Origin of the sequence: Rhizobium sullae (assembly GCF_900169785.1) — a bacterium.
Classification (GTDB): domain Bacteria; phylum Pseudomonadota; class Alphaproteobacteria; order Rhizobiales; family Rhizobiaceae; genus Rhizobium; species Rhizobium sullae.
On sequence record NZ_FWER01000003.1, the window covers coordinates 160,560 to 173,450 of the forward strand.

A 12,891-nucleotide genomic window follows, 5' to 3' on the forward strand; every position below is an offset into this window, starting at 1 on the left:
GCGAACGTCGTCGGATTGGAGATGAAGAAGGTCCTTCAGAAATTGAACCGCACGCCGACGACATTGGCACTGGAGCCGCCGTGCATGTCACCGAGCGTCCCCCAGGCTCCGGACCGGTGGTGTATCCGCCAGAAGAAATCGACGTCGGGCATGGCGTTGAAGGAAAGGTTCAACTCGGGGCCGAGATAGAACAGCGTTCTGGCGTCCCCGTTACCCTCCAGCTCGTTCTTGCGCTCCCGTCCCTCCTGGGTATGCGTGACATGGCTGATGCCAAACGTAAAGGCTGGTGAAATACGGACGGTATCACCAATCTCGAAACCGTCGTAGCGACCGACGACGCCGCCCCAGAATTCCGCATTCGGATGCCCGCCGTATCTCCCAGCGAGCCCCGCTTCCAGTCCGAACCTGAAGGAGCCCATCCTAGCCGGGAAGTACTGGTAGCCGAGGCCGAAGATCGGGAGGTCTTCGTATGTGACGCCGAAAGGATTGGATGCCTGGAGGATGTCGGCGTCGACCATCGTGCCGCCGAAGGCGAATACCGACTGATTGACGTCGCGGTTCTGCGCCTGCGCGTCGGTTGTTCCCAAGAACGGCATAGTGGCAGCGCCGAGCAGCAGAGCAAGCGGGATGGCGTTCGAAGGCTTCATATCGGATCGTTTCCTGGACTTCATTTTTTCTCTAGGGCGCGCATTCACCGAGAGCTCTGGAACGGCGCCTGACTGGGCGGAAGACACCTTCCGCTAGCCCCTGCATGCGGCCCCGCAGTATCGTCAACAGAGTCCTTCGGGGATCGCGGAATTTTACCATCGACGTGCTCACGGCATTTTGCCATTCCCAATCTAGAAAATGTTCCATTTTGCAACGCGTTGCAAATCCCGTTTGAATGGCTGGAAGAACGACGTTTCAGAACTGCTTCTCATCGGGGTCTGTTGGCCAGGCAACCGACGATGAAAGCCCGCCACGAAGTCGATTGACTGCCGGTGCGGCATGCTCTGCCGCCTGGCTTCAACAGACATGCCGGCGACCGTCGGCGGAGAGGACCCGGTCGCTTTTGCCGCCCTTGAAGCGGGCCTGCTGCTGGAGGATATTTTTGCCCGGTGTCTGGTCGCCTCGTTCTTCAGCGTCAGGTGCATGCGCTCATGCCGGCCGTTTTCTTGGGGACGGCCCGGCCTGATGCGCTCCAGCGTGATCCCGAGCCTCAGCCACCACACCGACAGCTTCGACAGACTGTAGAGCCCGTTTGGGCTGGCGAACGGCAAGCCGTTGTCGCTGCGGATCGCCGTCGGCAGGCCGCATTCGGTAAACAGCCGCCGGAACGCGTCGAAGACAGCCCGTTCTCGCGTCGACTCAAAGGCTTCGCAGGCGAGAAGACAACGCGACGCCTGGTCGGTGACCGCCAGCGGGTAAGCGGGTGTCACGGATCGCCGGAGCCGGAGCCTTAAAAGTCGAAAATCTCTCCGAGAAAGCCGCCTTTTTTCTTCTTATAGGGCTGCGACGCGTGCGTGCCCCCGTGCGTCCCGTATCGCTCCTGTTCCCTCTGCGGCTCGCGGTACGGCGCGGGCTCACCACTAGAGCGTTCGATGATTTTGTCTAGCTCGCCGCGGTCCAACCAAACGCCTCGGCACTTCGGGCAGTAGTCGATCTCGATTCCCTGGCGATCACTCATCACCAAGTCGGACTGATCAATCGGACATTTCATCGCTAATTCCTTTAGATGTCAGGGGTTGAATATGGGGCTCCAACCGCCACACACAAGAGCACTACCTAAGCTTGGCGATCTCAAGTTTGTGGATGAGCATTTTTTCTTAAGAGGCGCGCGTTTTGTCTTGCGACTCCCTAGCCAAGAATAGCACTTGGTTGCATTTATCAATACATTCTCGTAAAGAGTTTAGATGCGCAACAACCGATGAGCCGCTACGATGGATGAGATTCCCACCGAAGGCTTTGATGCGGCAGTGACCCTGACAGACCATCTAGACCACCTGCCCGACAAGAAGCGCCGCGAGCTTGCCCGGGTTCTGCAGGTCCTGTTTTTCGAAGTCGAGCAGTTCCGCGCCACCAAGCTGTCCGGAAAGAAGGCGGCCGGAAAGGTGCTCATGGTCGTGCTTTACGGCTCGTACGCCCGCGGCGACTGGGTCGAGGACCGTGCGAGCGGCTACCGCTCCGACTATGACCTTCTGATCGTCGTCAACACCAAGAGCTTCGCCGAAGAGCATGAGCTGTGGGAGGCGCTGGAAGCACGGCTGCTGCAGGAGCAGATCAGCCACCGGATCGAAACGCCGGTGATCCCGATCGTGCACTGCCTCTCAGACGTCAACGACCAGCTGGCACGCGGCCGTCCTTTCTTCACCGACATCGCCAGAGACGGCATCGTGCTCTACGAGGAGCCCGGCCATCCCCTCGCCCAGCCGAAGGCGCTGACACCGGAGGAGGCAAGGGCCGAGGCACAGCGGTATTTCGATAAATGGTTTCTCGATGCGTCTTACTGTGTCAGGCAGGCTGAAAATGCTGTTGCCGATCAGATGTCAAACCACGGCGCCTTCGATCTGCATCAGGCCACAGAGCGCTTTTACCACTGCGTCTTGCTGACCTTGACGCTCTACAGCCCGAAGTCTCACCGCATCAAGGTGCTGCGCTCGCAAGCCGAAAGCGCCGATGCGCGACTGGTTTCCGCCTGGCCGCGCGAGACGCGCTTTGCCCGCCGTTGCTTTGAGCTTTTGTCTCGCGCGTACGTCGAGGCGAGGTACTCGTCGAAATACACAATCAGTGATGAGGAGCTGCAATGGCTTGTCACTCATGTGAAGGACTTGCAGGCGCTCGTTGAGGAGATCTGCAAGGAGCGTCTGAACGGGTGAAACTGCCGTATAGTTCGATGCAACCGACTCCCGCGCGCAATCATACTCACTCCGCTAGCTGCGCAGCACTCGCCGCTCCGATCTGCAAAAGCGGCACCCTTGGTGCAAGGTCACGCGGCCTCTGCCACCGTCGCGGCGCCCGCTGCGATCTAACGCTGACGGCGTGCTTCTCGATGCCCCTGGCGAGTTTCGACGGGCGGTCGAACATACGGCGCCAGAGGCCGCGGATGGCGGCGATCGGATAGGCGCGGGCGGGCATCGCCAGCGGCATCTCGCTGAACAGGCGCTGGATCATCTTGCGGCGGATCTCTTCGGCGGTCTGCCGGATCTCCCAGTCATATCGGCGGTCGCGGACGGCGACGATTGAGATGGATAGGCCGAGGCGCACCCTGTCCGCGCCCGTCACCCTGCCTGCAACGTCGAAGTCAGCAAAAGGAGAAAAGATCAGGATGTCGCCCGGGCGAACCTGCCCTGCCGCCCGCCCGTCATGCAACGTGATCTCTGCCTTGCTGATTGAAATCGTGTCGACAGTGCAAGGGGTGGAATTGCCGTCGCGTGCAAGATTTGCCTGCCGGGCAAGCGGAAACTGGATGCTGTCCAGCGGTTCGCGCGGAAGTTCGATGCAGACGAGCAGGGAAACGAAGGCATAGACCATGACGACCATGCCCCAGGCGACGCTGAAGCCGTCGAGGTCGTTGTAGGTGCCCATCAGGGGGCCATTCAGCATGCCCACGAAGGTCAGGATGATGACCAGGAGGAACGTGCCGGCGATCGGGTAGAGGATATCGACGCGCGCCCGGTCCTCCCCTTTAGCCGTAACCTTGAACGGCCGCCCGAACGGATGGATGAGGGCGTGAAGCAGGGCGATGGTGATGGGGATCGCCGACACCATCTGCGACACTTCGGTAAAGAGCGGCATGCTGCGCCGGCCGGAAACCCAGGCATGAAAGGCCCACATGCCGCCGACCATCGGCAGCGCATAGAGAAAGAAGGCTTCCGGCTCCATCTGGATCGCCGGCAGGCCAAGGAAATAATAGAGGATCGGCGCCGCCATCAAAAGCAGGATGAACGGGCGGCAGAACCAGAACAGCAGTCCGTGGAAATAATGCAGCCGCTGCAAGAAGGTATAGCCACGGCCGAAGAACGGGCCGTCCCGGAGCAGCGCGACCTGAATGGTCCCGAGGCACCAGCGGCAGCGCTGGGTAATATAGCCGGAAAGGCTTTCGGCCGAGAGGCCGACGCTGAGGCGTTCGTTCAGCCAGCGAGTCTTCAAGCCTTTCTGCAGCAGCCGATAGGTGAGATGGATATCTTCCGTCACCGTTTCCTGCGGCATGCCGCCGATCATGCCGAGCGCATCGCGGCGCACGATGCAGGAGGTGCCGACGCAAAAGGCAGCTCCCCATCCGTCCTTCGAGGGCTGCATGACATCGAAGAAAATGCGCTGATCATCGACCCATGCCTTCGATGCCAGGAGGTTATGTTGGACGGGGTCGGCATTGTAGTAGAACTGCGGCGTCTGGATGAGCCCGATTTCCGGATCGGCGAACTGACCGACGGTGCGCTTCAGGATGGCGCGCTGCGGCGCGAAATCGGCGTCGAGAATGAGGATATAGGGCGCGTTCGTCTCCCTGGCCGATTGCCGGATGGCATTGTTGAGATTGCCGCCCTTGGCGCCGACATTGTCGCTACGCCGCAGATATCGCACGCCGACCTCGGCGCAATAATCCTCCAGCCAGTCGCGGCGTCCGTCGTCCAGCACCCACACGGTGAAATTCTGGTAATCGATCGCCTTCGCGGCAAGGATCGTGCGCTCCAGAATGGAGAGCTCTTCGTTATAGGTACAGATGAAGACATCGACGGCTGGCGGCGATGCGGAGCCGGCGATGAAGAGCTCGCTCGCATCCGCAGCTGCACTGTGGTCGGTCCGCCGGAAGAAGAAGACGATCGAAAGCACCGTATAGAAGATGACGACGATCTCGAAGCAGAGATAGGCCCGCGGCCACAGCGCATAGGCGCTCCATTCGAAGTCCGGCAGCGTTTTGGTGACGCGGAAATAGAGATAATTCAACAACATGACGATGAGGATCGCGCCGAATATGACGCGGTCTTTACCCCGGCGGCTATCGAGCAGCCAGGCGCAGCCCATGATGAGCGCAAGCGCCAGAAGCGAGAAGAGAATGGCGTCCGATAGAGTCACTACTTCGGGGGACATGGGCTATCCTTGCTGATCAACGCCTGGCCCGCGCGGCCGAAGAAAGGGTTGAGATCGAGCGCGGCAAGCACGGCCCAGGCGGTCGCCCCGACATGCGGAAGACGGTAATATTTGAAATCGCCGGGCGAGGAGTTGGGGCCAACCTGAAGGCCGGTGGAAAGCTGCTCGTTGACCGTTGCATAGATAAGGCTGCCGGGCGTGACCTGAGCGGCGATGGTCTTGAACAAAGGCTCGGCTTTTTCCGGATGTCCAGCAAGACGCAGGACGAGTGCCGCCTGCGCGGTACCTTCGAGCCAGATCCCGTCCCGGTCGCTGTTGAAGTCGAAGCCGCCGTCGACGCCATGGTTCAACTCAGTCCATTCCATGACTTGCCCGGCCTTTGTCTTGAAATCCGGCACGGCAATCAGCGGCCACAGTTCGGCATCGAGCCCCGACATTTCGACGTTCGGCGCGTTGCTGCCGGGCACGCTGCCGATGTAGAAGCGCCCCTCGTCGTCGTTCCACATGGCATGAAGGAACTTGAGCGCAGTGTCGCCGCGATGGGTCCAGTCGCCACCGGCGTCCAGGCGCGCAAGCCAGCTATCCGCGGCGTAGACGTCCAGATTATGTTCCGTCGATTTCCAGGTCAGGCGCTCGGGCGCCGGCTCGTGGCCGAAGAAGCCGCCGAAATAGCCCGGGTTTTGCGGATCTGCCGTGCTGCGGTGGATCCAGTCCATGATCTTGCGCGCGGTATCGAGATAGGCAGGCTGCTCCGTCTCCTCGTAGGCCATCAGCAGCGCCAGCGCGCCCCATGCCGTGCTGCCCGTCGCACTGCCGACCTGATAGCCGTCCTCGATCCAGGAATTGCTGGCAGCGCTCCAATAGCCGGGCAGCAGCATTCCCTCCTTGCCCGGCATGACGGGGCCGGACCGGTAGGCATTCCTCAGTCGCCCGTCATGATAGTGGCGGTCCGTCTCCACGGCGAGCACGAGGGCATCGGCAATGCGGCGGGCTTCGGCTTTCCGCTTGCAGCCGTAAAGCGCCATCAGTGCGAGCGCGTTGTCATAGGTGAAGCCGGTGTTTTCCAGAGCTGGATGCAGCGCCGAACCACCGTTTGCCGGTTCGAAACTGCGCAGGACGAAGGGCTGTCCCGGATCGCCGCCCATCTGGGCAGCCAGACCGTCGCAAAGCGTGCAGGCAAGCTCCTGATGTTCGCTATCGGCGAGCACAGGGAATGCCGGCAGGACGATCACCGTCGCTGCGAGCAGCAGCAAGCGTCCCTTGTTCATGGTCGATCTCAGATGCTTCATTGTTGACCCTCGTCAATGCAGCGGCGAAACCGGCGTTACGGATTGGCGGGTTCGGCGGCGGCGGAGCGCGGCGCCGTAGCCTTGTCGAAAAGCGTGGACGCGGAAAGCATGGCGCTCTGCGACGCCAGCCTGTTCATCGCCAGCGTCGAATAGCGGGTGATCCGTGAGACGATCGTCTCGCCCAATGAGACGATCACATCCTCGCCGACGTGGCACCCGAAGAATTTGTCGTTGTTCTGCTGCGCCGGACCGCCGCCCACGCCGGCAGGCTCGTCGATTTTGACGAGCACGTAGACCTCGTGGCCTTCGGCTTCCGGAAATTTCGCATAGTAGCGATTTTCCGGGCCTGAGTTGAAGTAGCGCACGATCTTGTAGATATGGGCGTCGCGCTTGACGCCGAGGCTGCGGAAATTGACCATCGCCGGCATGCCGATTTCCAGCGATGTCACGTCGCGGCTGCGATAGACGGCGGCGGCAAAGGCCTCGTTGCAATCCAGCGATTTTGCCACCGGCTGACCCTGCATCACGAAATCGCCGAAGGATGCGTCGACGCTGACGATCTGGCCATGGCGTTCGGCGACGACCTCGGCCGCACCAGTCTTGCCGAGCCGCCCCTCCTCCCGCGCAATCAGGTTTTCGACCTGCTGCTTGCGTTCCGTCATCTGGTTGATCTCGATATTGTCTTCGGCGATCTCGCCGGCAAGCTTCGTGCGCTGCATTTCAAGCGTCAGCAGATTGGCGGCAACGGTACCGCCCGTGTAGATGTCGCGTTCGACGAGCGACAGGACAATCTCGTCGCGGCGCAGTTCGCCGCGTGCGGAGTCGAGTTCGTACTGCGCAGCGTTGCGCTTCTGGCGTTGTGGTTCGATGCTCGCCTCGGAGATCAGTTTCTTCTTGAGAAGCACCAGCTGCCTCTGCAGCAGAGCGTTCTGTTCATTGAGCCGCGCCTCGTAGGTCTGCACGTTGTAACGGGCATTTTCGATGACCGCCGAAAGCTCGCTGATCACGCCGTTCTTGACATCCGCGATCTGGCTCTTGACCTTCTGGAGCTGGCCGGTGCGTTCCTGAACGACGCTTCTCGTATTGTTCAGCTTTTCGGTGAGATCGAGCTTCTCGAGCCGCAAGCCCGTCAGCGACGTCTGGTCCTGGTTGGGATTGGACACGGTCGCCATCACGTCGCCGAGCTTGACGACCTGTCCGACCTGCAGGGAAATCCTGTCCACCCTGCCGTAGATCGGCGAGGCGATCATTTGCACCGGCGCATTGATGACGGCGCGCGTGGAGACAATGAAAAACTGATTGGGGATCATCGCCATGGCGATAACGAAAATCAGCATAAAGGCAAACACATAACCAAGCGCCCTTGATACTGAAAGTATCTTATGATCACGCGGATCAAGCACTATAGTTTCGTCCTTCATTTTCGTCATTCCTGACTTTTTACACTGCAGGTCGAAGTGAAGGGCGTTTCCATGTATATTTTTTATTTCTTATGTTTTATATCCATGAAATCCTAGTATGCAAATGAATTTTTTTCTGCAATGCCGTTGCTTAGTTTCAGTATCAGTACGATCAACATCGGTGAGACTACTATGGACACATATTGTCTTAAGTAATTCACACAATTATTGCGCGCAATTTTGGATGGAATCGAATTTCATCCATCCAACCATTGTTTTAATTTGTCTTTGATTTTGCGGTGATTTTTGTGACGCACCTGAAGAGACAGCCGACATGGCGCCTCATCCCTCATCTGTCGAAGCGGGGCCGTACACAATTAGAAAAAGAGAAGCCCGCCATCTCAGAAAATTGGCGGGCTTTTTATTACTTTACTGCTGCGCCGGAGGCGTTGCCGGCGGGGTTGCAGGTGCCGGTTCCGTAGCCGGCGGTGTTGCCGGTGCCGGAGTTGCCGGGGCCGGAGTTGCCGGGGCCGGCTCTGTGGCTGGCGGCGTTGCCGGCGCAGTCGACGTTGCCGGCGGTGGCGTTGTCGTTTCGCCGGCTGGGGGTGCGCCCGCGCGCGGCCAGTAAATTGCGGCCAAGGCTATGATTACAACAACAGCCGCGATGCCTATCCACATCGCCCATGGTGAGCGGCGGTCGCTGCCCGGAGTGCCGCGGGCATCTTGGCCAGGCCTATTAAAATCATTGGTCATAGTAGTCCTCCTGTACACTCTAAAACTACCAAGTGCATAAAAGGTTCCATGCGGCGTTATGATGCGATGCTCGACTAGTGCAAGCCACCACAGTTCGGACGTTATACTTCTTCAGGCTTCCGGACAGTAGCGCCTGCTGCGCATCGCATCAGAAGCGATTATACCATCTTTTCGCCCTTTCCATCGCAAAAAGGAGGAACTCTATATTCGAAAGGTGATTTGCACCGGTACCGATGCCGTGGCAGCATTCACCTCCAGCGTTGCGGCCTGGCCGATAGCGCGACTGTCACCGAACAAGCATGAAACCGCGCCCGTGGGAGGGAACCATGTCCGATCAACTGCCGATGTTCATCCTGCAATCGATCGTCATCTTCGGTCTCGTCGGCGCGCTCTTCATTCGCGCCTGATCCCGTCTACCGGACCTCCGCCCTTGCTCTCGGCCGCGTATCGTTGCGTTCCCAGGAGAAGATGGCGCGTGGCAAAGGCGCCCGCCCGCGTATGATGTCGGCTCCCTTCTCGCCGACCATGATCGTCGGACCATTGGTGTTGCACGAGGGAACACGCGGCATGACGGAGCTGTCGCACACCCGCAGTCCCTCCAAACCCCTCACCTTCAGATCAAGCCCCACCACGGCCATCCCATCCGTGCCCATCTTGCAGGTGCCGACCGGATGGTGGTCCGTCTTGGCATTGGCGCAGCCATAGTCGAAAAGCTGCTCGTCGGTGACGGCGCCGGCTCCGGGGAGCTTCTCCTCCAGCACATAGGGCTTCAACGCCGCCTGCTGCATGATCTCCCGGGCGATCTTCAAGCCCTCGATCGACATCTTCCGGTCATGCGGTTCGCTCCAGTAATTCGGGTCGATCAACGGCGCAGCCGCCGGGTCGGCGGATGAGAGGCGCACTGTACCGCGCGAGCGGGGATGCAGATAAGCGGAATTCAGCGTCACCCCGGCATTCTTCAGCCGGGCAACGCCCGCCTCGATGCCGGAGCCGAGGCCGAGATGGAACTGGACATCCGGCGAGCGCGCGTTCGGATCCGCATACCAGAAACCACCGGTCTCGAAGAGCGACGAGGCCACCGGACCCGAACGGAAGAGCAGATACTGCAGCCCCGCCCAAAGCGTGCGGTGCAGCTTGGCGACGCCGTCGTAGGTGTGGTCGCCGGTGCATTCGGCAATGACGAAGAGATCGAGATGATCCTGCAAATTGCCGCCGACGCCGGGCAGGTCATGCTTCACATCGACGCCAACAGCTTTCAGATGATCCGCAGGCCCGATGCCCGATTGCAGCAGCAGCTTCGGCGAGCCGATCGCACCAGACGAAACAAGGACTTCACGCTCGGCACGGATAATCTCGATGCCGTTCCGCCCGACAACTTCGACGCCGACCGCTCTCGTTCCTTCGATCACGATCCTGGCAACGCGGGCATTCATCCGGATGGTGAGGTTCGTTCGGTCCCTGATCGGGGACAAATAGCCGAGCGAGGCCGAAGAACGGCGGCGGTTTCGCTGCGTCAGCTGGTAGAAGCCGACGCCCGCCTGCTGCCGGCCGTTGAAATCCTGGTTGTAGGGAATGCCAAGTTCCTGCCCTGCACGGATATAGGCATCACAGATCGGTAGCGTTGAAACCGGCATCGACACTCCGAGCGGCCCGCCATAGGAATGGTAGTCGTCGGCAAAACGCTCATTGTCCTCGCAGCGTTTGAAATAGGGCAGAACGGAGCGGTAGTCCCAGCCCTCGCAACCGTCCTCGCTCGCCCAGAGATCGTAGTCTGCGGCATTGCCACGGGTATAGAGCTGCGCGTTGATCGAGGAGCCGCCACCGATGACTTTGGCCTGGGTATAGCGCAGCACCCTGCCCTTCATGTGCTTTTGCGGCACCGTCTCCCAGCCCCAGCTGGCGACGCCCTTCGTCATCTTGGCAAAGCCTGCCGGCATATGGAACAGCGGGCTCCAGTCACTGCCGCCTGCTTCGAGCAGCAGCACTTTGACGTCGGGATCCTCCGTCAGCCGGTTGGCGAGCACGCAGCCCGCCGGGCCTCCGCCGGTGATGATGTAGTCGTATGCCATCGCAACTCCCCCGCTCAAAGGCGGCCGATCGAAAGCCCGCCGCCGGCATCGATCACCGAGCCCGTGGCAAAGCCGAAACTTCCCGAAGCCAGCGCTGCGACGATCGCGCCGATGTCCTCAGCCTCTCCCCAACGTTTCATTGGAACGACCCCGCCTGCAATCAGCGCATCATATTTTTCAGAAACCTTCTCGGTCATCGCCGTGCGGATGATGCCAGGCCGCACCTCGAAGACGCCGATGCCGCTTTCGGCAAGCCGCACCGCCAGCCCCTTGGTGAAGGCTGAAAGTCCGGCCTTGCTGATGCAGTAATCAAGACGCTCCGGCGATGTCAGCTCCGAGGATGCCGAGGTGATGTTGATGATCGAACGGGTCGCCTGCCTGGCGCCGCTCGTGAGCATCGCCTTGACGACCGCCTGCGTGAAGAACACCGTTCCCCGTAAATTGACGTCGAGCACGGTGTCAAAATTCTCCGGCTTCAGCTCGAGGAAGTCGCCGCGCACCACTGAGCCGATGCCGGCATTGTTCACCAGGCAGTCGATCGCCCCGAATGTCTGCAGGACTTCATCGACCGTTGCAGCATGCCCGACAACATCCGCCAGATCGGCCTGCAGATAGACGGCCTTGGCGCCGAGCGAGCGCAATGCCCCGACCACCGGATCGTTCGGCTGGTCATCTTCTATTCCGGTGATCGCGACGTCATGCCCCGTCTTCGCCAGTGCCTCGGCGATCGCCAATCCGATGCCACATCTCCCGCCGGTGACAAGCGCAACCGGCCGCCTTCTCTGCGCCATCACGCTAGATCCTTTTGCATGATATGTTCTCCGACGCGCAGCGCCTGTGCTGCCACCGTCAGTGCCGGATTGACGGCGGCGGACGTCGGCAGGTGGCTCGCATCGACGACGAAGAGGTTCGGATGGTCGTAGGCACGGCACCAGATGTCGAGCGGCGCTGCCGCCGGATCGTTGCCGATCTTTATCGTGCCGCATTGATGCGACGGCGTCCGCTTGTCGAAGGGCCGGGAGAGAACCAGCGGAAAGCCTGCCGCCCGAAGCGCCTGCTTCAGCTTCTTCACCAGCATCAGATGCGCCGGCCAGTTCGTCCGCACCCACTGCAGGAGGATACGGTCGCCGTCGACCATAATGCGGCTTTCGGGATGCGGAATGTCCTCGCTCATCGCGTAGAAATCGATCGCGTGCGCCGACAGTTGGTTCAGCATCCATTCCGGCACCGACGGCATATTGGCCTTCAGGATGGTGCCAGACACGCGGCCCAGCAGTTGTACGTTGCCGAGCGGCGGCCCGCCCTCGCCGTCCGAGAGGTAATAGTCGTTGAAGCCGAAGGTCTTCTGATAGATGGACGTATTTCGAAAGCCTGGTGAGACCGCGATCACCGCGCTCGAATTGTGGTTCATGAAATTGCGGCCGACCTGATCCGAGCTGTTGGCGAGCCCTTTCGGATGCCTGTCATCTGCCGAGCGCAACAGCAGGACGGCAGATTGCACCGCGCCTGCGGAAAGGATCACGAGCTTCGGAGAGACCGTCTCCTCGGCACCATCCTTCCGGTAATGAACCGTCTCGATGTGCTTGCCGTCCGCCGCCGTTTGAAGCCGCGTCACCTGCGATCCGGTCTGCAGCCGAACGTTCGGATGCTGCAGCGCCAGCGCGAGGCCGATCGTCTCGGCATCCATCTTTCCGTCGAAACTGTTCGGATGTGCGTCCCAGGGGGTCTTCGCCTTGGCAAGCCAGCGCTCGATATCGATGCCGAGCGGCAGCGAATAGGGATGCAAGCCGTTCCGCTTCATCCGCTCGCGCACAAGCGCGATCGGCGGCTCGTCAGGCACCGGCGGAAAGGCATAATTTTGCGAATGCACTGGTTCCGTAGGATCCTCGCCGACTTGCCCGCGCACTTGGTAGAGGTGCTCCGCCCGACTGTACCAAGGCTCCAGCTCTTCATAGGCAAACGGCCATGCAGGCGAGATGCCCTCGAGATGCCGCATCTCGGAAAAGTCCTCGCGCCGGTAGCGCACCATGACCGCCCCGAAGAATTTCGAATTGCCTCCGACATTATAGTAGTTGCCGGGATTGAACGGCTTGCCGTCCATCTCGTACCAGGATTCCTTCGGCCGGAAGTGGCCGCGCTGGAAGATCGCGCGCTGGTCGCGGTTTTCCGGCCGGTCCTCGATATGCCCGCCTGCCTCAAGGATAAGAATGTCAGCGCCCGAAGGCGCAAGCGCGGCGGCGGCGGTCGCCCCACCGATTCCCGAGCCGATAATGACAATGTCCGGCTGCTTCACCAAGCGATCCTCCCAGAACG

At 60.5% G+C, this 12,891-nt stretch carries 9 protein-coding genes and 1 pseudogene; 1 reads left to right on the top strand and 9 read right to left on the bottom strand.

Annotated features, from left to right (window positions below):
• Positions 1–35 precede the first annotated feature (35 nt).
• From BN1800_RS04445 to BN1800_RS04455, 3 genes and pseudogenes are all read right to left on the bottom strand, one after another.
• Positions 36–647, bottom strand: coding sequence for a hypothetical protein (locus BN1800_RS04445; protein WP_086994860.1), 612 nt, complete (start codon positions 645–647; stop codon positions 36–38).
• Positions 648–1,062: 415 nt separating this feature from the next.
• Positions 1,063–1,406 (bottom strand): annotated as a pseudogene (locus BN1800_RS43815) (integrase core domain-containing protein); the annotation flags it as partial.
• 32 nt (positions 1,407–1,438) lie between these two features.
• Positions 1,439–1,699, bottom strand: coding sequence for a TFIIB-type zinc ribbon-containing protein (locus BN1800_RS04455; protein ID WP_086994863.1), 261 nt, complete (start codon positions 1,697–1,699; stop codon positions 1,439–1,441).
• Positions 1,700–1,919: 220 nt separating this feature from the next.
• Here BN1800_RS04455 and BN1800_RS04460 point away from each other — a divergent pair, with 220 nt between their 5' ends.
• Positions 1,920–2,855 carry a HEPN domain-containing protein gene (locus tag BN1800_RS04460; protein WP_086994866.1) on the top strand — a complete coding sequence of 312 codons (936 nt, stop codon included), beginning with the start codon at positions 1,920–1,922 and terminating at the stop codon, positions 2,853–2,855.
• A gap of 46 nt (positions 2,856–2,901) precedes the next feature.
• On the opposite strand, the gene BN1800_RS04465 is transcribed toward BN1800_RS04460, so the two are convergent.
• The 6 genes from BN1800_RS04465 to BN1800_RS04500 all read right to left on the bottom strand — a co-directional run bounded on the left by BN1800_RS04465 (position 2,902) and on the right by BN1800_RS04500 (position 12,874).
• Entirely contained in the window at positions 2,902–5,067 is a 2,166-nt protein-coding gene (locus tag BN1800_RS04465) for a glycosyltransferase family 2 protein (protein WP_086994869.1), read from the bottom strand.
• Positions 5,052–6,356, bottom strand: coding sequence for a hypothetical protein (locus tag BN1800_RS04470; RefSeq protein ID WP_244564435.1), 1,305 nt, complete (start codon positions 6,354–6,356; stop codon positions 5,052–5,054). Before BN1800_RS04470 ends, BN1800_RS04465 begins: the two co-directional genes overlap by 16 nt.
• Before the next feature lie 35 nt (positions 6,357–6,391).
• Entirely contained in the window at positions 6,392–7,777 is a 1,386-nt protein-coding gene (locus BN1800_RS04475) for an HlyD family secretion protein (RefSeq protein ID WP_027508658.1), read from the bottom strand.
• 1,145 nt (positions 7,778–8,922) lie between these two features.
• On the bottom strand, positions 8,923–10,578 hold the full coding sequence (locus BN1800_RS04490) for a GMC family oxidoreductase (RefSeq protein ID WP_086994871.1): 1,656 nt from the start codon (positions 10,576–10,578) through the stop codon (positions 8,923–8,925).
• 14 nt (positions 10,579–10,592) lie between these two features.
• The gene (locus tag BN1800_RS04495; protein WP_086994873.1) at positions 10,593–11,369 is read right to left on the bottom strand and encodes a 3-ketoacyl-ACP reductase; all 777 of its coding nucleotides are present in this window, start codon (positions 11,367–11,369) and stop codon (positions 10,593–10,595) included.
• A complete protein-coding gene (locus BN1800_RS04500) occupies positions 11,369–12,874 on the bottom strand; it encodes a GMC oxidoreductase (RefSeq protein ID WP_086994876.1) in 1,506 nt (501 codons plus the stop codon). Before BN1800_RS04500 ends, BN1800_RS04495 begins: the two co-directional genes overlap by 1 nt.
• Between the last annotated feature and the right edge of the window lie 17 nt (positions 12,875–12,891).